Below are 24,330 nucleotides of genomic sequence, written 5' to 3' on the forward strand. Positions count from 1 at the left end.
ATGCGTCGCACCGTTCAAACCTTTCGATCCGTTCTTATCCTTGCTGCCGCCTGCGCGGCGAGCGTGCCATTCAACGTTGGCCAGGCTTTTGCGGAGGATGGAGCACGTCGCGCGATATCGCGCCCGGCAGGCGAGGGGGCCGAAACGCTGCGCAAGGCAGTGCCTGATAATGGCGAAGCGGGGAGCGATGCCAATGGCGTCAAGAAGGGCGGCCGTCCGGACGTAGATCTCTATCCTTCCAGTGGCGTCACGCTCTACCAGCGCATGGGCAGCATTCTTCCGCCGCTGCCGCCGGAAAAACCCTACACCGGTCCGATTGACGAAGCCTTCGGTGCCTATCAGCGCGGCCTCTACGAACTCGCTCTGAAGAAGGCGCTGCCACGCGCCGAAGCGGGGGACGCCGCCGCGCAGACGCTTGTGGCTGAAATGATGGTGCGTGGCCAGGGCCTGCCGCAGGATACGCAAGGGGCCGTGTTCTGGTACGGGGAAGCTGCCAAGCGCGGCGATCCCGCCGCCATGTTCCAATACGCCCTGGTGCTGATGGATGGCCGTTATGTCGCCCGCGACAAGGCCAAGGCGGACGATTACATGCGTCGCGCCGCCGAGGCGGGCAATTCCTCCGCACAATTCAACTGGGCGCAGATCTTGGTCTCCGATCATCCGGGCGAGAGCGGCCTGAAGATGGCGCTGCCTTTTTATGAGAAGGCAGCCGCGCAGGGCGTTGCGGATGCGCAATATGCCGTTGCGCAGCTTTATGTGGCGATCAAGGATCTGCCGGCCGAGAAGAAGGCGAAGGCGCGCGACTGGCTGCTGCGCGCCGCCAAGGCTGGCTATGATACGGCCCAGCTCGACATGGGCGTCTGGTACGTCAACGGTGTGGGCGGGGACAAGGATTACGAGCAGGGCTTCAACTGGCTGCGGATTGCGGCATTGCGTGGAAATGTGGTGGCGCAGAACAAGCTGGCGCATCTTTACATTTACGCGCTTGGCACGCGGCCCAATCCCGTCGAGGCCGCCAAATGGTATGTTCTTTCCCGCAGGGCCGGGCTTTCCGATCCTGAGCTTGAGGATTTCTACCTCGGCATCAATGACGATCAGCAGAAACAGGCCATCGACGCCGCCAACAAGTTTCGCAGAAGCGGAAGCTGACCGCCCAAGACGCCGCCAAAGCCTTGTCCTTAACCGCTTGGGCAGACATATTGGCCGCTATGCCTTGAATTCCGGCTCGTTTTGTGGTTCTGAACCCGCCACTCATAGAAGAACGAATACTCGACTGTTCCTGACGACGCAGGGACATCATCCGCACATCCAAGGATCACCTCATGGCTCGCTCAGCCCTTCTCAATGTCATGGTTCAGGCCGCGCTCAAGGCTGGCAAGTCGCTCTCGCGCGATTTCGGCGAGGTGCAGAACCTGCAGGTTTCGGTAAAGGGGCCGAGCGACTTCGTGTCCCAGGCAGACCTGAAGGCAGAAAAGATCGTTCGTGACGAACTTCTGAAGGCGCGTCCTACCTATGGTTTCCTCGGCGAGGAAAGCGAGGAGGAAAAGGGCACCGATGGCGCCCACCGCTGGATCGTCGATCCGCTTGATGGCACGACCAACTTCCTGCACGGCATTCCGCAGTTCGCGGTCTCCATCGCATTGGAGCGCAATGGTGAAATCGTGGCCGGCGTCATCTTCAATCCGGCAACGGATGAACTGTTCACGGCGGAAAAGGGTGGCGGCGCCTTCCTGAACGATCGCCGTCTGCGCGTTGCCTCACGCCGCGTTCTCTCCGATTGCGTCATCGGCTGCGGCGTGCCGCATCTTGGCCGCGGCAATCACGGCAAGTTCCTGGTGGAGCTGCGCCACGTCATGGGCGAAGTGGCCGGTATCCGTCGCTTCGGCGCAGCGGCGCTTGATCTCGCCTATGTTGCGGCAGGCCGCATCGATGGTTTCTGGGAAGTCGATCTCTCGCCCTGGGACATGGCGGCTGGCCTCGTCCTGATTCGTGAAGCAGGTGGTTTCCTGTCCGATATGAAGGGCGGCACGGATGTCTTCAGCCATCGCAGCGTCGTGGCCGGCAACGAGCTGATCCACAAGCAGTTGCTGGAAGTGGTCAACCGCCCGATCCCCTCGAACTGAGGATTTTCGAGCGCGTTCGTGAAAGCCTTGGAAAGACGCGATTTTTCTGAGGCTCCATCACTTCAATTCGTCTCATTTTTGCACTAGCTTCCCGCGCAATGGTAGAGCAGAGGCTGCGTACAAGATGGCGAATGACTCCCTGGCGGATGTGAACGGTTCGGAACTGGCGCCACGCGCCGCGAGCTACAAGCTGTCGAACCCGGTGCCGTTCCTGTGGACCATGGTGATCTTCCTGATCATCATCGGCTTTCTGGCCGCCATTCTCTACCGTCAGGCGCACAATGCCTTCATGACCAATCCGGGCCTGAACAGCCTGATCCTGGGCGTTCTGGCGATTGGCGTCATCCTGATCTTCAACCAGGTGATCAGCCTCATCCCCGAGGTGCGGTGGTTCAATTCCTTCCGGGCGGCCGGCAGCGCAGACCGCGTTGGGCGCAATCCGCGCCTTCTGGCACCGATGCGGGCGCTGCTTGGCCGCAGTCAGAACCTTGCCGTCACGACGACCGTTCTCCGCTCCATCCTCGATTCGATCGGGACACGACTCGATGAGTCGCGCGATATTTCCCGCTACCTGATCGGCCTGCTGGTCTTTCTCGGCCTGCTCGGCACCTTCTGGGGTCTGATCGGCACGATCGGTTCCATCAGCGATGTTATTCAGGGGCTTGATCCGAACTCCGGCAGCAGCAGCGATATTCTGACCGCGCTAAAAACCGGCCTGACGGCACCGCTGTCCGGCATGGGCACGGCGTTCTCGTCCTCGCTGCTGGGTCTTTCCGGCTCGCTGATCCTGGGTTTCATGGATCTGCAGGCGGGGCGCGCGCAGAACCGCTTCTATACGGAGCTGGAAAACTGGCTCTCCTCCATCACCGATGTAACGTCCGAGTTGGCGCGCGCACCCGACAGCGATGCCACGCCGACCGATGATCTCCGGCTGATCGCAGACCAGTTGCGCAAGCTGGTCGCGGCCCAGGCAAAGCGCGAGGATGCCCAGACGGAGCGGTCGCTGGCCGCCATGAACAATCTGGCCGAGAGCATCCAGGGTCTGGTGAAGAATATGCGCAATGAGCAGCAGATGCTGCGCGACTGGATCGAGGCCCAGCAGGAAGAGGCCAAGGCCATGCGCCGCACGCTGGACCGTCTTTCCGACAAAATCTCCGACAAGACCGGGGGCAAGTGAGCCATGGCGCTGGGCAGGAACCGCCGCCGTGAGCGCGGCGTGGATTATTGGCCGGGATTCGTCGATGCGCTGTCGACGCTGCTGCTGGCAATCATGTTCCTGCTGACGGTGTTCGTGTTGGCGCAGTTCATCCTCAGCCGCGAAATCTCCGGCCGTGATGAGGTGCTGACTCGTCTTAACAGCCAGATTGCCGAACTGACGGAACTTCTGGCTTTGGAGAAAAGCGGCAAGCAGGATGTCGAGGATACGCTTGCAAACCTGCAGGCATCCCTGCAAGCCTCCGAGACGGAACGCTCGCGCTTGCAGGCGCTGCTGGAACGGGGCGCCGGTGCCAGCGATACGGCCAACGCCAAGGTGGGCGCGCTGACCGAGCAGCTGAACCAGGAAAAGCAGGTCAGTGCGCGCGCCATGAATCAGGTGGAACTGCTGAACCAGCAGATCGCCGCCCTCAGGGCGCAGATCGCGGCGGTTGAGGCAGCCCTCCAGGCATCGGAAGCCAAGGACCAATCCTCGCAAGCCAAGATCGCCGATCTCGGCCGTCGCCTCAACGTGGCGCTGGCGCAGCGCGTGCAGGAGCTCAACCGCTATCGCTCGGACTTCTTCGGCCGTCTGCGGGAAATCCTCTCCGACCGCCAGAATATCCGTATCGTCGGCGATCGCTTCGTGTTCCAGTCCGAAGTGCTTTTCCCTGTCGGCGGCAGCGAGCTGGATGATGCGGGCCGCGCCGAGATGGACAAGCTCGCCACTGCGCTGCTGGAGCTTGCCCGCGAAATTCCCGCCGAGATCAACTGGGTGCTGCGTGTGGACGGTCACACCGACAATGCGCCACTGTCAGGCACCGGGCGCTACCGCGACAACTGGGAGCTTTCGTCCGCCCGCGCGACGTCCGTCGTCAAATACCTGATCTCCAAGGGTGTTCCGGCCAATCGGCTGGTCGCTGCCGGCTTCGGCGAATTCCAGCCGATTGCCGAAGGCGATACGCCGGAGGCACGCGGACAGAACCGCCGTATCGAGCTGAAGCTTACCGAGCGTTGAAGTCGTCTGTGCGGATTGATCTTTCGGCTTGCCGACATCTTACGTTTGCGTAAAAGTAAATCCGTGGAGCAGGCTTTGCTCTCATCCTTGGGAGGGGATGGATGGATTTCTTCGACGTGATCGTCGTTGGGGGAGGGCTTGCGGGCCTTGTCGCGGCAACGGAGGCTGCAGGCCGTGGGTTGAAGGTCTGCCTTGTCGATCAGGAAGGACCGCAGAACTTGGGCGGTCAGGCCTTCTGGTCCTTGGGTGGCTTGTTCTTCGTCGATAGTCCGGAACAGCGCTTCATGCGCATTCGCGACAGCCTGGAACTGGCCACGCAGGACTGGTTCGGCTCGGCGGCATTCGACCGGCCCGAGGATCACTGGCCGCGCCAATGGGCCAAGGCCTATCTGGAATTTGCGGCGGGTGAAAAGCGAAGCTGGCTGCACGGGCTTGGCATGCGCTGGTTCCCGGTGGTGGGCTGGGCGGAACGGGGTGGTTCTCATGCGGATGGGCATGGCAATTCCGTGCCGCGCTTTCACATCACCTGGGGTACCGGGCCAGGCGTTCTTGAGCCGTTCGTCAAGCGGGCGGAAGCGCTCGCCGCCGAGGGGCGCCTGCATCTGCGCTTCCGGCATCAGGTGGATCATCTCGTCATGCAGAATGGTGTCGCAACCGGCATTGCCGGAACCATTCTGCAGGATGATCCCGTGCTGCGGGGACAGAAGAGTTCGCGCGTAGCGGTTGGTTCGTTCGAATATGGAGCTAGTGCCGTGGTGGTCGCGTCCGGCGGCATTGGCGGCAATCATGATCTGGTGCGGCGAAACTGGCCGGTCGAGCGTCTGGGGCCCCCGCCGCAAAGCATGGTTTGCGGTGTGCCGGCACATGTGGATGGGCGCATGGTGGGCATCTGCCAGGAGGCGGGCGCCTCCGTCATCAATGGCGACCGCATGTGGCATTATACGGAGGGCCTGAGGAACTATGATCCTATCTGGCCGAACCATGGCATACGCATCCTGCCCGGCCCTTCCTCCTTCTGGTGCGACGCGGACGGCAGGCGGTTGCCGGCTCCGGCCATGCCCGGTTTCGATACGCTGGCAACCTTGAGGATACTGGGCGAACGGCGGAGCCCCTATAGCTGGTTCATCCTCAACAAGGCGATCATCAAGAAGGAGTTCGCGCTCTCCGGCTCCGAACAGAATCCTGATCTGACGGGCAAGGATATCCGCCTGCTGTTGAAGCGTTTAGGCTCTAATCCGCCCGGTCCTGTCCAGGCCTTCATGGACAGGGGCGAGGATTTTGCCGTGCGGGAGAACCTTGAGGATCTGGTGACAGCCATGAATGCGATCAGCGGCGAGAACCGGCTGGATCCGGCTGATATCCGCCGTCAGATCGAAGCGCGCGACCGCGAGATCACCAATGGTTTTTCCAAGGATGCGCAGGTGACGGCGATCCGGGGTGCGCGCGGCTATCTCGGTGACAGGCTGATGCGCACCGCTAAGCCGCATCGCCTCCTGGACCCAGCGGTAGGGCCGCTCATCGGCGTTCGGCTCAATGTCCTGACCCGCAAGACACTGGGCGGCCTGCACACCGATCTTTCAGGCCGCGTTCTCGATGCAGCCGGCAATCCGGTGCCGGGTCTCTATGCGGCAGGCGAGGTGGCAGGCTTCGGCGGCGGCGGCATGCATGGCTATAGCGCACTGGAAGGCACCTTCCTGGGTGGCTGCCTGTTTTCCGGCCGTATCGCTGGCCGAAGCGTCGGCGCGTGAAAGCGACGACAGGCCTTATTGCGCCGCGATGAAATCCTGGCTGCCTGCCTCGAACTGCAGGCGGGCAACGCTGGCATAAAGGCCGCCCCTTGCCACCAGCTGCGCATGCGTGCCTTCCTCGACCACGCGGCCCTGATCCATGACCAGAATGCGGTCAGCCTTCAGCACCGTTGCGAGGCGATGGGCGATCACGATTGTGGTCCGATTCTTCATCAGCCCGTCCAGAGCCTTCTGTACCAGTGTTTCGCTTTCGGCATCGAGTGCGGAAGTTGCCTCGTCCAAAAGCAGCACGGGCGCATCCTTCAGGATCGCACGGGCGATGGCGATGCGCTGGCGCTGACCGCCGGATAGCGTCACGCCACGTTCACCGGCCATGGTGTCATAGCCATGATCGAGGCGGGAGATGAACTCGTCCGCTTGCGCGGCAATGGCTGCCTGCCGCACGGCTTCGCGGCTGGCGTTGGGCAGGCCAAAGGCGATGTTGTCATGGATCGAGGCGGCGAAGATCGTTACATCCTGCGGCACGATCGCCATGCGGGCGCGAAGATCTGCAAGCCGTGCCTGGCGCAGGTCGACGCCATCCAGCCGGATGCTACCTGATGTGGGATCGTAGAAGCGCAGCAGCAGCGACAGTACCGTGCTCTTGCCCGCACCGGACGGCCCGACGATCGCGACTGTTTCCCCGGCCTTCACCCGGAAGGAGAGGCTTTCCAGCGTGACGGCGCTGACACGCGATGGGTAGGCGAAGGAGACCTGGTCGAATTGCACGTCCCCTTGCGCGGGCGAGGGAAGGGCGACCGGCTTTTCTGGATCCTCGATGGCAGGCACTTCGCGCAGCAGCTCCGTCAGTCGCTCGGCGGCCCCGCCTGCCTGCGAAAGATCGCCCCAGACTTCCGAGAGCTGGCCGAGCGAGCTTGCGGCAATCACCGAATAGAGAACGAACTGGCCAAGGGTCCCGGCGCTCATCGTGCCGGCAAGAACGCTTTGCGCGCCGTACCAGAGCACGCCGACAATGCTGCCGAACACCAGCAGAATCCCGAAGCCCGTCAGAAAGGCGCGGGAGCGGATCGCAGCGCGTGCCGAAGAATAGGCCGTCTCGACGGTGCTGCCGTAGCGGTCGCCGGCGGCCTGTTCGGCGCCAAAGGCCTGGACGGTACGGGAGGCGGCGATGGTTTCCGAGGCAAAGGCAGACGTCGCCGCCAACGTATCCTGCGCGGCACGGGCGCGGCGGCGAACAGAACGCCCGAAGCCGACCAGCGGAAACACGATCAGCGGAATGGCGCCCAGCACGAGAGCCGAGAGTTTCGCGCTGGTCAGGATCATCATGCCGACCGCGCCGAGACAGAGGATCATGTTGCGCAGCGCCTGCGAGGCGGAGGAACCGAAGGCGGATTTGATCTGCGTGGTATCGGCAGTCAGGCGCGAGACGATTTCACCGGACTGGTTGACGTCGAAGAAGGACGGTGAAAGGCGGGTCACATGGTTGAAGACTTCGCGCCGCAGATCCGCCACCACGCGCTCGCCAATGGTGATGACATAGTAATAGCGCAGCGCGCTGGAGATCGCGAGGAGCGATGCCAGCACCAAGAGCATGCCGAAATAGTTATTGACGAAATTGCCGTCGGCGCCCACGAAGCCATGGTCGATCATGCGGCGGACGGCCAGCGGCAGCGCCAGCGTCGTGGCGGCGGCGAGGCCGAGAAAGACGACGGCTGCGATCACCATGCCCCGGTAGCGGGCAACGTAAGGAAAGAGCCTGACGAGGGGCTGTGGCGACCGGCGGGTCTTCTCTGTAGGGGTGCCGATGTCTGTCACGATCGCCTCATTCAACGCGTCCGGGAGAACTTTCCCGGGTACTTGTGCTTTTGGTGACCTTCCTGTATAGGCTCCGCATCAAATTGGGAAGCCGGGGCCGATAAGGTCTGCGGCTTCATTTATTGAATAGGGTCGCTCGCTGCAATTGCGACAAATGGCCCGCCCAGCAGGAAGAGTGTCATGAAGGCCAACATCCATCCCGACTACCACAAGATCAAGGTCGTCATGACCGACGGCACCGAATATGAAACCTACTCCACGTGGGGTTCTGAAGGCGCGGTCATGAACCTCGAAATCGACTCCAAGTCCCACCCGGCCTGGACCGGCGGCAACCAGCAGCTCATGGACCGCGGCGGTCGCGTTTCCAAGTTCAACAAGCGTTTCGGCGGCCTCGGCCTCTAATTGCTTGCGGGCGCTGGGCCCAATGTGCTGAAACTTATGAGCCGCCCGAAACCTCGGTTCGGGCGGTTTTTCGTTGTCCGTGTGATGGCGCAGTTCGAGGTTCACCCTTGCTGCCCGTCCCACAACCAGATGAGCCTGTCATGCTGCATTCCCTCGGGCGCTTGGGCGCCAAGATTGTTTTCGGTGCAAGCCTTTTCGCCATCAGTGCCGCTGCCGCCTGGGCTGGAGAGGCCCGCATGCTGGTCGACATGACTACCGGCCGTGTTCTGGAGCAGGAAAATGCCGACGCCCTGAACTACCCGGCTTCGCTGACCAAGATGATGACGCTCTACCTCACCTTCGAGGCGCTGCATTCCGGCCGCCTCACCTGGGATACGCGGATCACCATGTCCGAAAATGCCAACGGCAAGGAGCCGTTCAAGTTCGCGATCGGCGCCGGCAAGACGGTAACCGTGCGCGAGGCGGTGACCGGCATGATCGTGCTTTCCGCCAATGATGCGGCTGTCGCCATGGGCGAGGCGCTGGGTGGCTCGGAAGCCGGGTTCGGGCAGATGATGACGGCGAAGGCACGCGCGATCGGCATGGGCCGCACGGTGTTTCGCAACCCAGCCGGTCTGCCTGACCCGGAACAGGTGACGACGGCTGCCGACATGGCGCGGCTCGGTCAGGCGCTGATCCACGACTTCCCTGAGGAATACAAGCTGTTCTCGCAGAAGAGCATGGTGTTTCGCGGCATGAAGCTGCGCGGCCATAACGGTGTGCTGAACACCTATGCCGGCGCGGACGGTATCAAGACAGGCTACACGGAAGCGTCCGGCTATAATCTCGTGACCTCAGTTTCGCGCGGCGGGCATCGATTGGTTGGTGTTGTGCTCGGCGGCAAGACAGCCCAGACGCGTGACGAGCAGATGAAGGCAATGATGGATCGCTACCTGCCGCAGTTGCCGGTTGCCTCACAGAAGCAGCCCGCCAAGGTCAAGACCGCAGCCGCTCCGGCAAAAGTGGCGCAGCCTTAAGAATTCCGGCTTATTGATCCATCGAATGCGCAAACAAAAGCCGCGGATTGATCACGTCCGCGGCTTTCAATTTGAATAGATCTCTTGGATATCAGCCTGCGTTAAAGGCTGTGCGCAGCAGATCCAGCTGAGCGCGAACACTATTTTCGTTGTCTGGAACGATGGCTTCCGCAGGGCGATAGATCTCGCGGTCAAGCAATGCCACGCGGTTTTGCAGGCGGAGCGAGCGCTCAATCAGATCGCGGAAGCCTTCCGGCAGATCACCCCAGCCCGGTGCTAAGCGATCGACGTTAAAGCCGTCCAGGCGCACCTTGCTCTTTTCAGAGAGAACCTGCTCGTGGCTCATTTCGCCGTTGTTAACGGCTCGCTGCAAGAGAAGCCAGGATGCCATCTGCATCAGGCGGGTCGTCAGACGCATGGATTCTGCCGCATAAAGAACAGTGGCAAGGCGCGGAAGAACCTTGGAGGCTGCACGGCCAGGACCATCCAGATAAGCCGCCGTTTCTTCCACGAGGGCCATTCCTTCGGCATAGAGAGCCTTGAACTGCGACGAGTTAGCGACGCGGCCGGCGAAACTGACGGTATTCAATACCTGTTCTGACATTGGGATAATCCTGCTAACGCATCAACTTGATCAGGCTAATGACGCAGCGGCTATTAAGTTCCCTGCGTCGTTTTCATGCTCAGAAGATGATACCTCTAGCTCAAATCCGCAAGCCAATTCTTAAAGAAGGGTTAATTCCCACAATTTACACAGGATCGTAAAAAAAAGAGCCGCGGGAAGCGGCTCTCAAGGTAAAACAGGGAGAAATCAGACCAATTCGCCGATAGGAGAAACCGTCTGAGTCCGGCAGAACCGAACAGATATGATAATCGTCTAGAATGCTTAATATACAGTTAATTTGATTATTCTAAGTATAGATAAATGTATCGTAAGGTTTTTCTCGTTTTCACTTGAAGAGGCTGCCGGCAGCCTTGCGTCCTGCGGCCTTGCGTTCCTTCTCCGCCTCAAGACGGGCAATCTCGCCCTGCAGTAGGAGGATGCGTTGCTGCAGCTCTTCAACTGAAAGTGATGACAGATCGCATCCAATTTCGTGGCTGCTGCGCTTCTTGGGCGCTTCTTCGTCGAACAAATCCATGGGGTTACCTCCAGAAATCGGGAATCGTTTCAGTGAGTCGCGGGCCCAATCTGAGAGGCGCGATCTTTTCAGCGAGGCCAGTGGAGTCCGATATTTCAACACCCACACCGCAAATCGTCGCTGGGCCGCTGGCAGCTTCGAACCGTCCCTTCGGCATCTTGGAGATAAAGCGATTGAGTGGTTCTTCCTTGTCCATACCGAGGGAGCTGTCGTAATCGCCGCACATGCCGGCATCGGACATATAGGCCGTTCCGCCATTCAGGATCTGGTGGTCAGCCGTCGGAACGTGCGTATGCGTGCCCACGACGAGGCTGGCGCGCCCATCCACGAAGTGGCCGAAGCATTGTTTTTCGCTCGTCGCTTCCGCATGGAAGTCGAAGACGATCGCATCCGCCTGTTCCTTCAGCGGGCAGGCAGCAAGGATCGCCTCGCCGGACTTGAAGGGATCATCCAGTTCCGGATGCATGAACACGCGACCCATAATGTTGGCGACGAGAACGCGGGCCCCATTGCGCGCGTAGAACAGCCCTGAGCCTCGACCCGGCGTCCCCGCTGGATAATTGGCGGGGCGCAGGAACTGGTCATGACGGCCGGCAAAGGCCACCGCATCCTTCTGGTCCCAGACATGGTTGCCTGTGGTGACCACGTCGGCGCCAGCATTGATCGTCTCGAGATAGATCTCCTCGGTGATCCCAAAACCGCCGGCGGCATTCTCGCCGTTGACGATGACGAAATCCAGCTTGAGGTCCGAGATGAGGCCGGGCAGACGGTCCCACACTGCCGTGCGGCCGGTCTTGCCTACCATGTCTCCGAGAAAGAGAAGTCGCATACCTATCCAATCAAAGTTCAAAGCGACGGAAACCGCTTTCCGTCAGCACGGCATTCAGCCTGATATCGTGAGGTTCTGCGGGCACTGATGCCACCTCCTGACAATCGAAGGCAATGCCAATCAGCGCTGGCGTCCTGCCTTTTTTACGCATCTGGTCAATAGCACGGTCGTAATAGCCGCCTCCGTAGCCAATTCTCTGGCCTTCAGCATCGAAGGCGGAAAGAGGCATCAGCATGATATCTGGGTCAAGAACCGCGGCATTCGGTCCTGGTCCAAAGGTGCCGAAACCCATCGGCACCAATGGCGCGTCCGGCAAAAGCTCGCGAAACACGATCGTGATCTTGTCGAGGATGACCGGAACGCAGATGCGTGCGCCGCGGGAGCGAAGGATGGAGAGCAGGGGGCGGATATCGGCCTCCGATCGGATCGGCAGGAAGCCGGAGACGATCGAACCCGGCGTGATCGCAACGGCTTCTGCACCGTGTTCGGCAATGGCAAGGCTCTTTTCGATGCGAAGGTCAGGTGGCAGCGCATCCCGCGCCGCCAGCCGTTCCTTGCGCAATTGCGCCTTTTCCGTCTGCCTGTCCGTCATGCCTTTTCCGTTGCGCGGCTCACCAGCAGCTTGTCGATACGTCGGCCATCTAGGTCGATGACTTCGAAGTTCCAACCGTTCCAGCTGAAGCGCTCGCCCAGTTCCGGCAGGTGCTTCAACTCGTCCAGCACAAAGCCTGCCACGGTTTCGTAGTCGGGATCTTCCTTGAAGGAAAAGCCCATCTGGTGCGCGAACTCATCGACAGGCATCCAACCGGCAACCAGATAGGAGCCGTCCTCGCGCTGGACGATGGCTGGTTCCTCGATCTCGTCCTCCTGGAAGACGCCGGTAATGGCTTCCAGAATATCGCCTGAGGTGATGATGCCTTCGAAGTGGCCGTATTCATCATAGACCAGCACCATGTGGGCACTGGATTTGCGCAGTGCCTGTATGACATCCAACGCGCCGGACAGGTCTGAAACGACCGGGGCTTCGCGCATGCGGCTGCGAATATCCGGGTCGGTCCCCTGCATGATGGCTTCATAGGCATCCTTGACGAACAGGACGCCGAGGATTTCATCCGATGAGCCGTTGCGGACCGGCAGGCGAGAGCGCTGGGTTGCCCTCAATTGTGCGCGGATTTCGCTGATGTCGTCTTCTATGTCGATGACTTCCACATCGCGGCGTGGCGTCATCAGGCCGCGCGCGGTGCGATCCGCAAGGCGCATGACGCCGGAAATCATCGCCGACTCCTCGGTCTCGATGACGCCTGCAATCTGTGCTTCGGCCAGAACGGTACGGATTTCCTCGTCCGTGACGCGCTCTTCCGTCTCTCCTTTCTGGCCAAGAATGGAGAGGACCAGACGGCCGGAGGTGTCGAGCAGCCAGACCAGTGGCAGCGCGAAGCGCGACATCAGCAACATGGCCGGTGCCACCTTGGCCGCGACCATTTCCGGCGCACGCAAGGCAATCTGTTTCGGCACAAGCTCGCCGACGATCAGAGACAGATAGGTGATGGCTACGACGACCGAGCCGACGCCCAAGCCATCTGCCCAGCCGGGCGGCAGGCCCTGTGCCTGCAGCCAACCGGCAAGACGCGCGCCAAGCGTGGCACCCGAAAAGGCACCGGAGAGAACGCCGACAAGCGTGATGCCGATCTGGACGGTCGAGAGAAAACGGCCTGGATCTTCTGCCAGGCGTGCTGCAAGAGCTGCGCCGCTGTTGCCTTGCTCTGCCAAAACTCTCAACCGAACTGGACGAGAGGACACAACGGCGAGTTCAGACATGGATAAAACGCCGTTGAGGATGGTGAGAAAGACGACAATCAGTATTTCGGTTATCAAGAGACGCTCATTTGTTACCGTCAGGGCTGAAATGCCATGGATCAGACGAACGATCCCGGAGTGCGCGAAGGCGCCGGCCTGACCTGATGCGCAAACCCAGGATGCGGTATGTTGTTCCGCAAGGGTTGTGCATCAGCTGACGTTGGGAACAATCTTAGCGGCGGCATGCGGCTATTGCAACGCGTTCACGCGGATGGAACCAGTTCCAGATTGAGTTCTGCACGGGTGCCGGCGGGGGAGGGGACGTAAGTCACACTCGAGCCGAGCGTTGCCGCCATGGAACGGATGATGCGGCTGCCGAGCCCCGTCCCCTTTGGAAGGTCGCCCTCCACGAGGCCAATACCGTCGTCCTCCACTGCCAGAAGGGCAGTAGCCGGATCCCGCTGCTCGAGGATGACCCGCACCTCGCCTTCGCCACCGGCTGGATAGGCGTATTTGATGGCGTTGGTCAGCAGTTCGGTCACGATCATGCCAACCGAGACGGCCCGATCCGAGGTGAGGGATACAGGTGCCGCGCGCAGTGTGATGATAGGCCCCTGACTATCCATGTTGACGGAGCGCTGCACTTCCCGCACCAGCGTTTCGAGGTACTTGTCCATCTCCACATGCCGTACATCATCGGATGTGTAGAGGCTGCGGTGCATGCCGGCAATGGCGGTGATGCGCGCCTGCGTTTCCGTCAACGCCTCGCGCACGGTTTCGTCCTTGCTGTTGGAAACCTGCAGCCGGATCAGGGCCGCAACCAGCGCCAGACTGTTGGCGACGCGATGATTGACCTCCGCCAGAAGTACTTCGGCACGCTCCTTGCCAAGCCGGATTTCCTGCTCGGCCTTTTCCTTGGCGCGCTTCAGTTCCGCCGTCGCAATCGCCTGCCGCAAGGCGTTTTCCATCAGCGACCAGAATTCCTCGCCAACCGTTTTGACCACATAATCGGATGCGCCGCTTTTCAATGCGTCTACGGCAATCGTCGCCTCGCTCGAACCGGTCACATAAATAGTCGGAATGGTGATGTCGCGGGCATTCAGTGCCCGCAGGATATCGAGGCCCGTCTCCGCGCGCAGGTAATGATCGAGAACCACCGCATCGAAATGCCCCTCTGTCAAAGCCGAGAGGCATGCCGTACCATCCGTCACATGCTGGACGTCAAAACCCAGCCGGCCAAGTGAACGTTGAGCCAGGCGCCCCAGCGCGACGTCGTCGTCAACATAAAGGATGGCCTGCGGCATCTGCTTCTATCGATGTTCAAGGGATCTGCATGACGGAGAAGAAAAGCCCCAGCTGCCGGATGGCATTCGCAAAGCTTTCATAATCCACCGGTTTGGTGATGTAGACATTGGCGCCAAGATCGTAGCAGCGCTGAATTTCACGCTCGTCATCCGTGGTCGTCAGGATTACGACCGGCAGACGCTTGGCGTGGGCATTGGATTTCACTTTTTCCAGAATGTCGATGCCCGACATATCCGGCAGGTTCAGGTCGAGCAGGATCAGCATGTAGCGACCCTGGATATTGTCGCCTGTACGATCGGCGCCAAGGATGTAATCCAGCGCCGCATTACCACTGGTGAACGGTACGATCTCGTTGTTGACGCCCGCGCGGCGCACGTTCTTCTCGATGAGGCGGGCATGCCCTTCATCGTCTTCCACCATGACGATGGTGACTTCGCGGCCAGCTGCTTTCAAGACCCGTTACTCCTCACATATTGGGATAAATCCAGCGGCAGACGGATAACAAACGTCGCACCGCCACCGAGCGTGGAGGTCACCGTGATCTCGCCGCCCAGATTTCGTATTAGTGACCTGACATGCGCCAATCCGATACCTTCACCCGGCTTGTCTTGCAACCCGGAGCGGCGGAAAAGCTCAAAAACACGCTCATGATCCTCAGGCGCGATCCCACGCCCGTTGTCTGCCACCTCGATTCGAGCCGCTTTGGGCCCGAGCAGATACGCTTTTACACTGAGATGCAAGGCTCTGTCGGGATGCTTGTATTTCACGGCATTGTCGAACAGGTTTCCAAACACCTGCTCCAGCGAGAAACGATCGCTGATGAGAGAACGGACCGAACCCACCGAGATCGTCACCTCGCCACCCGCATCCGACACCTGATGGTTGATCGTCGCTGCAGTGGTTTCCAGCATCTCTGCGAGATTGATCTTTTCCGGCTTCAGTTCGCGGCGCCCGTCGCGGGAAATCTTCAGGATGGCATTGATAAGCCCGTCCATCTTCTTGGTGGAAGAGCGAATGAACGAGATGGCCTCCGGCAGGTCCTCTTCCACGGCAAGCCGGGCTTCGCGAACCTGCTCTTCGTTCAAGGGGGTTCCGTCGGCCAGAATATAAGTGCGGATCGATTTCAGGGTTGCGTCCAGTTCGCTGGTAAAACCCATGATGTTGACCAGCGGTGCTCGCAAGTCGTGGCTGACGATATAGGCGTAGCGCTGGATCTCGCGGTTTGCCTGCATCAGGTCTTCGGTGCGTTCGTTGACGCGCTCTTCCAGATTGGTGTTTAGCTCCTCCACCGCCTGGCGCGCACGCGACAGTTCACGCACATGCTGGTTGACGATGGCGATAGCGCCGCCGACCACCACCAGAATGATGATGCCGCCACCCACCGTAAACCACTGAAGCGCGGAGGCGCTGTCGCGCAGGTCCCGCACGCCCTCATTCAGGCGGCGGTCCAGGTCGCGGATCAGCGTTACCAGTTCCGCGCTGATTTCATCCATGATCTGGCGGCCGGCCGAGCTTCTGAAGATGTCGATTCCCTGATCGAACTTGCCTTGCTCCGCAAGATCGACGGTGCTTTTCATCTCTGCGAGTTTTGCATCGAGAAGCTTCTCGAAATTGTCGATAGGGAACTGGACGAAGCTCTGGGAGCCGTAGATGCCCCGTAACCGCTCTCTCTGCTGCTGCATCCGCTGCGTCGCGGCGATATACGGATCGAGATATTGCTTATCGCCACTCAACAAATAACCACGCTGTCCGGCTTCCGCCGCGCGCAGATAAAGAAGCATATCGGCCGACGCACTGCGCAGTTCGCGCAGTTGAACGACGTCGTTGAAGAAGGATTGCGTCATGCGTGCAATCACCACCGACGAAATGACGATGGCAGCAAGAACAATCGCGCCAATCGTCAGCATCAGCAGCGATGAGCGCGCAAACTTTGTCGTAAGAATTGGCATAATGCGAAAATGACCTGACCCCTGCGGATAAGGTGGGGCGGTCGTCTGAGTTTTCAAGGAAGCGCTAAAGCTAAATATCCTTTAGCCCTGATAGGCTCTAGTCGCGTCCGTAAGTTGCCGAAGCGGAAAAGGGTGGCGAGGTACGATCCACGGCGACCGATGGAGATTTACGATCCTGGGTGCCTACAAACGTAGGTGGGCGCCATATGTCCAAGCCCACAGGCCTGGTCAGGGACAGCTCCCTTTGGATCGAGTATGGCCCCAGGGATTGTGGTTCCTGTCGAGAAGCGCAGACCGTGATCAGGAATATAGGTGAGGATGAAACGTTCCGCCAGTGGGTCCCCACGACTTTCCAGCGCCGCGAATCCGCAATCAGTTTGTGGAGGGCGCGATGCGGGAAACCAGTTTTGCGGTCAGCCCGTCCAGCTTTGTCGTGAGTTCACCGAGGACCGCAACCATCGCTTCTTCGCTGCGCAGTTGGGTTTCCACCGCGCCATCGCGATTGGCTCTCAATCCGGCCAGCTCACTTTCCAGTGATGCAATCCGGCGGTTCAATTCCGCCAATTCGTCCATGACCATGATTCCGGCCATGACGGTGACGCGCAGATCGCCGATCTCGCCGAACTGGCTTTTCAGATGCCCGACATAGCGATCGAAGCGGCTTGCCAGTTCTTCCAGATGGCTTTCCTGGCCTTCTTCGCAGGCCATGCGGTAAGCCTTGCCATCAATGATTACGGTAACCTGGGCCATGGCCGTTCAATCCTTGTCAGCGGTCGAGAACCGCGCGGATTGTCTCCATGGCCGTGACGAGCCGGCGGGAAACCTCGCGGTTCACTTCCTCCAGGCGATTGGCCCGGAATTCAGACTGGTCCAGTTCCTGCGCGAGGCGTGCCCTGTCCGCGTGGACACGCCGCACCTCGGCGTCGACGTCAGCGGTTTCACGCTGGCGCTCGATGCGCATATCGATCGCGTTCTCAAGGCTGCCGATGGCGGCCCAGAGTTCGGATATGGCTGAATCCAACGTTTTTTGCACCGGCATCCTGCTGGTATCGGGGGTTCGGCGAAGCGCGACGAATCGCTTGTTTCCACTGCTTTATCAGTCTTCGACAGTATGCGGGGCAATTATGGTGGTCAATAAAGCGGGTTCCAGCGCGCTTCCTTTGCTGTGGATCAAGGCGCCTCGTGTCCAGATGTTTGAGATGCCTAAGTCTTGGGCAACGCATGGATGATTCGATCAGGAACGTGCCACAGAGGAGCCAGTTTTGTTGACTTGGGCGTCGCACCTGATAAGGATCGGGCGCTCCTCACTTGGTCCCTGCCGGGGCCGTGATTGACACTGCGAACCAGCGGGCTAGCCATGACCTCTTCAGAAAAATATAGCCGGATGGCCAATGCGATCCGTTTCCTTTCTATGGACGCCGTCGAGAAGGCCAATTCCGGGCATCCCGGCCTGCCCTTGGGGGCAGCCGATGTAGCCACGGTTCTTTTCAGCCGTTACCTGAAGTTTGATCCGAAGAATCCGCTTTGGCCGGACCGCGACCGTTTCGTGCTGTCGGCTGGCCATGGCTCCATGCTTCTCTATTCACTCCTCTACCTAACCGGTTATGAGGACATGACGATCGAGGACATCAAGCAGTTCCGCCAGCTGGGTTCCAAGACCGCCGGCCACCCGGAATATGGTCATGCCTCCGGTATCGAAACCACCACGGGCCCGCTCGGTCAGGGCGTTGCCAATGCTGTCGGCATGGCGATTGCCGAAAAGAAGCTTGAGCAGGAATTCGGCTCCGATCTGCAGAGCCACTTCACCTACGCGCTTGTGGGCGACGGCTGCCTCATGGAAGGCATCAGCCAGGAAGCCATCGCGCTGGCAGGCCATCTGAAGCTGAACAAGCTCGTTGTGTTCTGGGACAACAACAGCATCACCATCGACGGCGCCGTTTCGCTCTCCGATTCGACCGATCAGATCGCACGCTTCAAGGCCGTGCACTGGAACACGATTGAGGTCGACGGCCACGACCAGGACGCCATCGCCGCTGCCATTGAGCAGGCGCACAAGTCTGACCGCCCGACCTTTATCGCGTGCAAGACGATCATCGGTTTCGGCGCGCCCAACAAGCAGGGCACGCACAAGGTGCATGGCAACCCGCTGGGTGCCGAGGAAATCGCGGCTGCCCGCAAGCACCTGAACTGGGACGCAGAAGCCTTCTCCGTACCGGCTGATGTTCTCGATGCTTGGCGCGAAGCCGGCCAGCGTTCTGCCGGCGCCCGCAAGGCCTGGGAAGATCGTCTCGCGGCTGCACCTGCCGATATCCGCGCCGAATTCGTTCGCCGTTTCGCCGGCGATCTGCCGGAAGGCTTTGATGCCGCCATCGACGCCTTCAAGAAGAAGGTTGCTGAAAACAACCCGACGGTTGCCACCCGCAAGGCCTCCGAAGACGTTCTCGAAGTCATCAATGGCCTGTTGCCGGAAACGCTAGGCGGCTCTGCCGACCTGACGCCGTCCAACAACACCAAGACTAGCCAGATGCATTCGATCTCGCCGACCGATTTCTCCGGTCGCTACATGCACTGGGGCATTCGCGAACATGCAACCGCCGCTGCCATCAACGGCATCGCGCTGCATGGTGGTCTCATTCCCTATTCCGGCGGCTTCCTGATCTTCTCCGACTACTGCCGTCCGTCCGTTCGTCTGGCCGCCCTCATGGGCATTCGTGTCGTTCATGTCTGGACGCATGACTCGATCGGCGTTGGCGAAGACGGCCCGACCCACCAGCCGGTGGAGCATCTGGCGTCGCTGCGCGCCATCCCCGGCCTGCTTCTGTTCCGTCCGGCCGATGAAACGGAAACGGCGGAATCCTGGCAGCTCGCTCTCAACAACAAGCATCGTCCGTCCGGCCTGGCGCTGACCCGTCAGAACCTGACGCCGGTTCGCAAGACCTATGAGCAGAAGAACCTGACGGCGCAGGGCGCTTACGAACTCGTCTCCGCAGCCGATGCGAAGGTCTCCATCTTCGCCTCCGGTTCGGAAGTCGAGCTGGCGGTCAAGGCAGCCGAAACGCTCTCGGCCAAGGGTGTTGCGACGCGTGTCGTGTCCGTACCGTGCGTCGAACTGTTCTTCGAGCAGTCGGATGAATACCGCAAGTCGGTCATCGGCACGGCGCCGGTGAAGATTGCCGTGGAAGCGGCCGTTCGCGAAGGCTGGGATGCTTTCATCGGCAGCGATGGCGTCTTTGTCGGCATGAAGTCGTTCGGTGCATCCGGTCCGGCGAAGGACCTCTTCAAGCATTTCGGCATCACGGTTGATGCGGTGGTTGCTGCCGCCGAAGCAAAGCTCTGATCCGATCGGGCGCCGCGATGGCGCCCGTTTTTCTTTCGTAAGCTCATTTTGAGGGAGTGAAACACATGACTGTCAAGGTTGCCATCAACGGCTTCGGCCGCATTGGCCGCAATGTTCTCCGCGCCATCGTCGAATCCGGCCGCACCGACATCGAAGTCGTCGCCATCAACGATCTGGGCCCGGTCGAGACAAATGCTCACCTGCTGCGCTACGACAGCATTCACGGCAAGTTCCCGGCAGACGTGAAGGTCGAAGGCGACACGATCATCGTTGGCGGTGGCAAGCCGATCAAGGTAACCGCGATCAAGGATCCGGCCACCCTGCCGCATGGCGAACTCGGCGTTGATATCGCGCTGGAATGCACCGGCATCTTCACGGCGCGCGACAAGGCTGCGGCACACCTGACGGCTGGCGCCAAGCGCGTTATCGTCTCGGCCCCGGCTGATGGCGCTGACCTGACCGTTGTCTTCGGCGTCAACCATGACAAGCTGACCAAGGACCATCTGGTCATCTCCAACGCATCCTGCACCACGAACTGCCTTGTGCCGGTCGTCAAGGTTCTCGATGACGCTGTCGGCATCGATCACGGCTTCATGACGACGATCCACTCCTATACGGGTGACCAGCCGACGCTCGACACCATGCACAAGGACCTGTATCGCGCCCGCGCTGCTGCCCTTTCCATGATCCCGACGTCGACGGGCGCTGCCAAGGCTGTCGGTCTGGTTCTGCCGCACCTCAAGGGCAAGCTGGACGGCACCTCGATCCGCGTGCCGACCCCGAACGTCTCGGTCGTCGACTTCAAGTTCGTCGCCAAGAAGGCAACCACGGTTGCCGAGATCAACGAGGCGATCAAGGCTGCCTCCAACGGCGCGCTGAAGGGCATCCTCGGCTACACGGACGAGCCGCTGGTATCGCGCGACTTCAACCATGACAGCCATTCCTCGATCTTCGCGATCGACCAGACCAAGGTTCTGGAAGGCAACTTCGTGCGTATCCTCAGCTGGTACGACAACGAGTGGGGCTTCTCCAACCGCATGGCCGACACGTCCGTCGCCTTTGCAAAGCTCATCTGAGCTTCCAGAGTGGTATCAACCATTGTCGGGCGGAGTTTCTCCGCCCGATTTTTTATGCCCTAATTAAGCAAGCGAACGTTCTTTGTTCCGTTGCTGCTGCCCGACGACCCGCCTTGATAGGGCTCCATCTTCCAATTCGATGAATTCATGATCATCGAATTGACGACCATGCTGATCTTGCTGGTCTGGTTCGTTGTGGAGTTGTAGGTCACGTCGCGGTTGGGCAGATAGATGATGCCCTCGATCGTCTCGCCCTTCGAGCCATTGAAGATGTACTGCTGCTTGTTGGCATTGTTGCTGCTGTCCGAGGTTTTCTCGAACATCAACAGACCCTTGTAGGTGCCGCTGGTTGGCGCGGTTCCCGTAAAGGTCAGTGCCCCGTTGGCGCGCACTTCGCTATTCACGTCAGGAAAATAGAAGGTCACGCCGTTTGCGATCACGGTGGACCCCGAATTGACGATCATTCGTCCCTTGATGATGTGCAGGCCGGGCTTGAACGTGATTGTCGGGCTGCCGTTGAATGTCACGTCGCAGTGCAGGCCTGGATCGAGCGAAATACTCGTGCCATCCTTCGTGCCGGACGTGGTGCATGTCGCTGGAAGATTAGGTTCGCTGAATCCGCTGGCATAGGGATTGGAGACGGAGCAAGCCGTCTTCAGGTTCGTGAGCGTACCGCCATTCTTGATGTAGTTTGTCCCGGTTACGCAGAACTTCGCGGTATCAATCGTGGAACCGCTATTCATGATGAAGGCCGGATTGGATGTTGACGCGACATCAATCTCGCAAGCCGTGGATTTGACGTTCACCCCCGAATTGACCAACACGGCTTGGCTCTGCTTGCCAAGGACCGTAATGCAGGGCGCAGCAGTGCTCGCTGGTGTCGAGCCTGATGCGAGTGCCGTGGATCGTACGGTAAGCTCGATGGTTCTTATGCCCAGCAGCCCCAGAAACCCGGTCTGGTAGGCGCGTTGATAGGTGGAGGTAAGGCTGCCGTCACTGTTAGGCGTTGCCGTCATGCGTTTCGAGAGGGCCGGCGTCTCGCTTGACGCGCCCAAATCCTGGTCGAACCCGGTCAGGAAAGCTGTGATGGCCTGCTGCTGTTTTTGAGGGTCGGTTTCCTTGGCTGCAACTAGAACAGCGCCATCCAGCGCCACCTGCATTCGCGCGCGTTTATCGGAGGCCATGTAGAGATCCAACGCTCCACCGGCACTACCGATGAGCAATGGCAAAAGGAGAGCGGTGATCAGACCGAAATTTCCAGATCTATCACGGCACAGGAAGTTTAATTCCTGTCTTAATTTTAAAAGATTTTCAACGTGCATACTAACAACTCGATTGTGATGAAAGTTGCCGCAATCTGTGGCTGACGCGCTGAATTCGACTTAATTGAAACTCTAAAATGCGAGGCAAATGTTGGCAGATGGTTCATTGTCAGTCGTTGCGGCATTTTCGCGGTTAACAGTGTGCGGTTAAATAACTTAGGATTGCCCTTCTATTGCCGGATTCGAACCGGTCTAATGTGGATAAAGATTCTCGGCCGGGTTCTCTGGCAATCTGCCAAACCGCCACATGCTCCAATCGAGAACAGGGGTGGTCTGCCGCGTGCTCGCACACTGGTGAAGAACGAATCTATTTTGATCGCGGCACATATGACTGCCGGACGATACTGTGAGATACGGAAGAAGGGGCTTTAAACATTGGAGGCGTTTTACATCATTCTCCTGGTGGGCACGATTCTGGTGCTGGTATCAGCCTTCTCCAGTCTTCTCGCCTTTCGCTTTGGTGCGCCTCTTCTGCTTGTCTTCCTGTTGATCGGGCTGTTGGCTGGTGTGGATGGCCTTGGTATCCATTTCGATAACTACCCGATGGCCTACATGCTGGGATCACTGGCGCTGGCAGTCATCCTGTTCGATTCCGGTTTCGGCACATCCCTGCACGCCTTCCGCATCGCGGCGGCGCCGGCCATTACGCTCGCCACCGCGGGGGTCGTGCTGACCGCCTCGATCTTTGCCTTCGCCGCCTCGCTGCTTCTGGGGCTCAGCTGGTTGGAGGGCTTGTTGCTGGGCTCTGTGGTTGCCTCCACTGATGCGGCGGCTGTATTCTTCCTGCTGCGCATCGGCGGCATTCATATTCGCGACAAGGTGCGTTCGTCGCTTGAAGTGGAATCCGGGACCAACGATCCCATGGCGGTATTCCTCACGGTGTCGCTGGTGGAGATCATCAGCGCCGGACATGGCTCCGGCGGCTTCAATCTCAAGCTCTTGGCCATGTTCCTGGAGCAGATGGGGCTTGGCGTGGCACTGGGCCTGCTCGGCGGCATCATGATCGTGAACGTACTGAACCGGTTGCCCGTCGACCGCGGGCTTGCGCCCATCTTCGTGCTGGCGCTGGCCATGCTGGTGTTCTCCTTCACCGGCGCGGTGGGCGGCAGCGGCTTCCTCGCGGTCTACGTGGCGGGCATGTATGCCGGCAACCGCAAGATCTTCGCCAAGGAAGCGATCACCCGTTTCCAGGACGGGCTGACCTGGCTTGCCCAGATCATCATGTTCCTTGTGCTGGGCCTGCTTGCTACGCCCTCGCAGTTCCCGTCCATCTTTTTGCCCGCCGTGGGCCTCGCGCTGTTCCTGATCTTCGTGGCGCGGCCGATTGCGGTTTGGCTCAGCCTGCTGCCCTTTGATTTCACGCAGCAGGAAATCGGCTTCATCGCCTGGGTCGGTCTGCGCGGCGCCGTTTCCATCCTTCTCGGCATCATGCCCACGCTGGGCGAGATCGATTCCGGCCATATCTTCTTCAACACGGCCTTCATCATCGTACTGGTGTCGCTTCTGGTGCAGGGGTGGACGATCAAGCCGGTAGCGACGAAACTCGGGCTTCTCATTCCGCCCCGCATGGGCGAGGTCGACAAGGTTGAACTGGACCTGCCGGGCCGCGCCACACACGAGCTGATCTCATACCGTGTGATCAAGGACAGTCCGGTGCTGCGGGGCGAGCGCATTCCGCGCTGGGCGATGCCCTCGCTCGTCATCCGCGATGGGCGGAGCATGCGTTATCAATATGCGGGACGGCTGAGAGAGAACGATCAGGTCTATCTGTTCATCGCGCCCGGTTACTCCCGCCTTCTCGACCGGCTGTTTGCCAGCCGCGCGCCTGTTGAAGAGGATGATGCGGATTTCTTCGGGGCTTTTGCGATTTCGCCCTCGCGTCCTGCCAAGGAACTGGATGCCGCTTATGGGCCGGGCCTTCTGTCCGTCGCGGAGCAGGGCATGACGATTGGCGACCTGATGACGCATCGCCTGGGCGGCAAGGCTGATTTTGCCGATCGCGTGCGTCTCGGTTCCATCATCCTCATCGTACGCGAGCTGGATGAGCATGAGCATATCTCGTCTGTCGGCATTTCGCTGGAGCCGGTGGAGCCCGCAACGCGACTGCCGATCTTCATCAACATGCGAGAAATTGCCCACCGTATTCGCGACACGCTGCGCCGTTATCGCGGCAAGAGCGTGCCGCAGGCGGCCGCTGTCTCCGGCCCACCCGGCGGTGGTGAAAATACGAACTGACCGCCTTGCGTCGGGTGGCAGGTCG

22 protein-coding genes and 1 other RNA gene are annotated in these 24,330 nt (G+C 60.0%); 10 read left to right on the forward strand and 13 right to left on the reverse strand.

Annotated elements, in window-relative coordinates; all coding sequences use genetic code 11:
• The 5 genes from Q2T52_RS07890 (at window position 1) to Q2T52_RS07910 (ending at window position 6,083) form a co-directional block, all read left to right on the forward strand.
• A complete protein-coding gene (locus Q2T52_RS07890) occupies window positions 1-1,149 on the forward strand; it encodes a tetratricopeptide repeat protein (RefSeq protein ID WP_302076163.1) in 1,149 nt (382 codons plus the stop codon).
• Between the two features lie 173 nt (window positions 1,150-1,322).
• The gene (locus Q2T52_RS07895; protein ID WP_302076164.1) at window positions 1,323-2,123 is read left to right on the forward strand and encodes an inositol monophosphatase family protein; all 801 of its coding nucleotides are present in this window, start codon (window positions 1,323-1,325) and stop codon (window positions 2,121-2,123) included.
• Between the two features lie 124 nt (window positions 2,124-2,247).
• Entirely contained in the window at window positions 2,248-3,300 is a 1,053-nt protein-coding gene (locus tag Q2T52_RS07900) for a MotA/TolQ/ExbB proton channel family protein (protein WP_302076165.1), read from the forward strand.
• Window positions 3,301-3,303: 3 nt separating this feature from the next.
• On the forward strand, window positions 3,304-4,335 hold the full coding sequence (locus Q2T52_RS07905) for a peptidoglycan -binding protein (RefSeq protein WP_302076166.1): 1,032 nt from the start codon (window positions 3,304-3,306) through the stop codon (window positions 4,333-4,335).
• A 101-nt stretch (window positions 4,336-4,436) separates the two neighbouring features.
• On the forward strand, window positions 4,437-6,083 hold the full coding sequence (locus Q2T52_RS07910) for an FAD-binding dehydrogenase (protein ID WP_302076167.1): 1,647 nt from the start codon (window positions 4,437-4,439) through the stop codon (window positions 6,081-6,083).
• 15 nt (window positions 6,084-6,098) lie between these two features.
• Here the strand turns inward: Q2T52_RS07910 and Q2T52_RS07915 are convergent, their stop codons facing one another.
• Window positions 6,099-7,898 (reverse strand): ABC transporter transmembrane domain-containing protein, encoded by a 1,800-nt coding sequence (locus tag Q2T52_RS07915; protein ID WP_302076168.1) that lies wholly within the window; start codon window positions 7,896-7,898, stop codon window positions 6,099-6,101.
• A 180-nt stretch (window positions 7,899-8,078) separates the two neighbouring features.
• On the opposite strand from Q2T52_RS07915, the gene rpmE reads away from it, so the two are divergent.
• Together rpmE and Q2T52_RS07925 are read left to right on the forward strand one after the other, a co-directional pair.
• Window positions 8,079-8,300 carry a 50S ribosomal protein L31 gene (rpmE, locus tag Q2T52_RS07920; RefSeq protein WP_268157271.1) on the forward strand — a complete coding sequence of 74 codons (222 nt, stop codon included), beginning with the start codon at window positions 8,079-8,081 and terminating at the stop codon, window positions 8,298-8,300.
• Between the two features lie 140 nt (window positions 8,301-8,440).
• A complete protein-coding gene (locus Q2T52_RS07925) occupies window positions 8,441-9,316 on the forward strand; it encodes a D-alanyl-D-alanine carboxypeptidase family protein (RefSeq protein ID WP_302076169.1) in 876 nt (291 codons plus the stop codon).
• A 91-nt stretch (window positions 9,317-9,407) separates the two neighbouring features.
• Here the strand turns inward: Q2T52_RS07925 and rcdA are convergent, their stop codons facing one another.
• The 11 genes from rcdA to Q2T52_RS07980 form a co-directional block, all read right to left on the reverse strand.
• Window positions 9,408-9,920, reverse strand: a complete 513-nt coding sequence (gene rcdA, locus Q2T52_RS07930; protein WP_302076170.1) for a protease adaptor protein RcdA — start codon at window positions 9,918-9,920, stop codon at window positions 9,408-9,410.
• A gap of 346 nt (window positions 9,921-10,266) precedes the next feature.
• Window positions 10,267-10,455: a DUF1192 domain-containing protein gene (locus Q2T52_RS07935; protein ID WP_302076171.1), complete on the reverse strand. Its 189-nt coding sequence runs from the start codon at window positions 10,453-10,455 to the stop codon at window positions 10,267-10,269.
• A gap of 4 nt (window positions 10,456-10,459) precedes the next feature.
• Window positions 10,460-11,284, reverse strand: coding sequence for a TIGR00282 family metallophosphoesterase (locus Q2T52_RS07940; protein ID WP_302076172.1), 825 nt, complete (start codon window positions 11,282-11,284; stop codon window positions 10,460-10,462).
• Between the two features lie 10 nt (window positions 11,285-11,294).
• Complete coding sequence (locus Q2T52_RS07945; RefSeq protein ID WP_302076173.1) at window positions 11,295-11,876, reverse strand: 5-formyltetrahydrofolate cyclo-ligase; 582 nt, start codon at window positions 11,874-11,876, stop codon at window positions 11,295-11,297.
• The gene (locus tag Q2T52_RS07950; RefSeq protein ID WP_367187295.1) at window positions 11,873-13,144 is read right to left on the reverse strand and encodes a hemolysin family protein; all 1,272 of its coding nucleotides are present in this window, start codon (window positions 13,142-13,144) and stop codon (window positions 11,873-11,875) included. Before Q2T52_RS07950 ends, Q2T52_RS07945 begins: the two co-directional genes overlap by 4 nt.
• 200 nt (window positions 13,145-13,344) lie before the next feature.
• Window positions 13,345-14,385: a sensor histidine kinase gene (locus tag Q2T52_RS07955; protein WP_302076175.1), complete on the reverse strand. Its 1,041-nt coding sequence runs from the start codon at window positions 14,383-14,385 to the stop codon at window positions 13,345-13,347.
• A gap of 16 nt (window positions 14,386-14,401) precedes the next feature.
• Complete coding sequence (locus tag Q2T52_RS07960; RefSeq protein WP_302076176.1) at window positions 14,402-14,839, reverse strand: response regulator; 438 nt, start codon at window positions 14,837-14,839, stop codon at window positions 14,402-14,404.
• Window positions 14,836-16,335 (reverse strand): sensor histidine kinase, encoded by a 1,500-nt coding sequence (locus Q2T52_RS07965; RefSeq protein WP_302076177.1) that lies wholly within the window; start codon window positions 16,333-16,335, stop codon window positions 14,836-14,838. Before Q2T52_RS07965 ends, Q2T52_RS07960 begins: the two co-directional genes overlap by 4 nt.
• 140 nt (window positions 16,336-16,475) lie before the next feature.
• Window positions 16,476-16,634, reverse strand: a non-coding RNA gene (ssrS, locus tag Q2T52_RS07970) — 6S RNA.
• Between the two features lie 73 nt (window positions 16,635-16,707).
• A complete protein-coding gene (locus tag Q2T52_RS07975) occupies window positions 16,708-17,085 on the reverse strand; it encodes a cell division protein ZapA (protein ID WP_302076178.1) in 378 nt (125 codons plus the stop codon).
• A gap of 16 nt (window positions 17,086-17,101) precedes the next feature.
• A complete protein-coding gene (locus Q2T52_RS07980) occupies window positions 17,102-17,374 on the reverse strand; it encodes a DUF4164 domain-containing protein (protein ID WP_302076179.1) in 273 nt (90 codons plus the stop codon).
• A 318-nt stretch (window positions 17,375-17,692) separates the two neighbouring features.
• On the opposite strand from Q2T52_RS07980, the gene tkt reads away from it, so the two are divergent.
• Together tkt and gap are read left to right on the forward strand one after the other, a co-directional pair.
• Window positions 17,693-19,672: a transketolase gene (gene tkt / locus Q2T52_RS07985; protein ID WP_302076180.1), complete on the forward strand. Its 1,980-nt coding sequence runs from the start codon at window positions 17,693-17,695 to the stop codon at window positions 19,670-19,672.
• 65 nt (window positions 19,673-19,737) lie between these two features.
• On the forward strand, window positions 19,738-20,748 hold the full coding sequence (gene gap, locus Q2T52_RS07990; RefSeq protein ID WP_302076181.1) for a type I glyceraldehyde-3-phosphate dehydrogenase: 1,011 nt from the start codon (window positions 19,738-19,740) through the stop codon (window positions 20,746-20,748).
• Window positions 20,749-20,807: 59 nt separating this feature from the next.
• On the opposite strand, the gene Q2T52_RS07995 is transcribed toward gap, so the two are convergent.
• A complete protein-coding gene (locus Q2T52_RS07995) occupies window positions 20,808-22,070 on the reverse strand; it encodes a pilus assembly protein TadG-related protein (protein ID WP_302076182.1) in 1,263 nt (420 codons plus the stop codon).
• A gap of 375 nt (window positions 22,071-22,445) precedes the next feature.
• Between Q2T52_RS07995 and Q2T52_RS08000 the strand changes: the two genes are divergently transcribed.
• Window positions 22,446-24,305: a potassium/proton antiporter gene (locus Q2T52_RS08000; protein ID WP_302076183.1), complete on the forward strand. Its 1,860-nt coding sequence runs from the start codon at window positions 22,446-22,448 to the stop codon at window positions 24,303-24,305.
• Window positions 24,306-24,330: the final 25 nt, after the last annotated feature.

Origin of the sequence: Rhizobium oryzicola (assembly GCF_030504645.1) — a bacterium.
In the GTDB taxonomy this organism is placed as follows: Bacteria; Pseudomonadota; Alphaproteobacteria; order Rhizobiales; family Rhizobiaceae; genus Neorhizobium; species Neorhizobium oryzicola.

Excerpts from the sequence above, each read along its gene's own strand:
- Q2T52_RS07890 (WP_302076163.1), top strand. The coding sequence starts at position 1 with ATGCGTCGCACCGTTCAAACCTTTCGATCCGTTCTTATCCTTGCTGCC.
- Q2T52_RS07895 (WP_302076164.1), top strand. The coding sequence starts at position 1,323 with ATGGCTCGCTCAGCCCTTCTCAATGTCATGGTTCAGGCCGCGCTCAAG.
- Q2T52_RS07900 (WP_302076165.1), top strand. The coding sequence starts at position 2,248 with ATGGCGAATGACTCCCTGGCGGATGTGAACGGTTCGGAACTGGCGCCA.
- Q2T52_RS07905 (WP_302076166.1), top strand. The coding sequence starts at position 3,304 with ATGGCGCTGGGCAGGAACCGCCGCCGTGAGCGCGGCGTGGATTATTGG.
- Q2T52_RS07910 (WP_302076167.1), top strand. The coding sequence starts at position 4,437 with ATGGATTTCTTCGACGTGATCGTCGTTGGGGGAGGGCTTGCGGGCCTT.
- rpmE (WP_268157271.1), top strand. The coding sequence starts at position 8,079 with ATGAAGGCCAACATCCATCCCGACTACCACAAGATCAAGGTCGTCATG.
- Q2T52_RS07925 (WP_302076169.1), top strand. The coding sequence starts at position 8,441 with ATGCTGCATTCCCTCGGGCGCTTGGGCGCCAAGATTGTTTTCGGTGCA.
- rcdA (WP_302076170.1), bottom strand. The coding sequence starts at position 9,920 with ATGTCAGAACAGGTATTGAATACCGTCAGTTTCGCCGGCCGCGTCGCT.
- Q2T52_RS07935 (WP_302076171.1), bottom strand. The coding sequence starts at position 10,455 with ATGGATTTGTTCGACGAAGAAGCGCCCAAGAAGCGCAGCAGCCACGAA.
- Q2T52_RS07940 (WP_302076172.1), bottom strand. The coding sequence starts at position 11,284 with ATGCGACTTCTCTTTCTCGGAGACATGGTAGGCAAGACCGGCCGCACG.
- Q2T52_RS07945 (WP_302076173.1), bottom strand. The coding sequence starts at position 11,876 with ATGACGGACAGGCAGACGGAAAAGGCGCAATTGCGCAAGGAACGGCTG.
- Q2T52_RS07955 (WP_302076175.1), bottom strand. The coding sequence starts at position 14,385 with ATGCCGCAGGCCATCCTTTATGTTGACGACGACGTCGCGCTGGGGCGC.
- Q2T52_RS07965 (WP_302076177.1), bottom strand. The coding sequence starts at position 16,335 with ATGCCAATTCTTACGACAAAGTTTGCGCGCTCATCGCTGCTGATGCTG.
- Q2T52_RS07975 (WP_302076178.1), bottom strand. The coding sequence starts at position 17,085 with ATGGCCCAGGTTACCGTAATCATTGATGGCAAGGCTTACCGCATGGCC.
- Q2T52_RS07980 (WP_302076179.1), bottom strand. The coding sequence starts at position 17,374 with ATGCCGGTGCAAAAAACGTTGGATTCAGCCATATCCGAACTCTGGGCC.
- tkt (WP_302076180.1), top strand. The coding sequence starts at position 17,693 with ATGACCTCTTCAGAAAAATATAGCCGGATGGCCAATGCGATCCGTTTC.
- gap (WP_302076181.1), top strand. The coding sequence starts at position 19,738 with ATGACTGTCAAGGTTGCCATCAACGGCTTCGGCCGCATTGGCCGCAAT.
- Q2T52_RS07995 (WP_302076182.1), bottom strand. The coding sequence starts at position 22,070 with ATGCACGTTGAAAATCTTTTAAAATTAAGACAGGAATTAAACTTCCTG.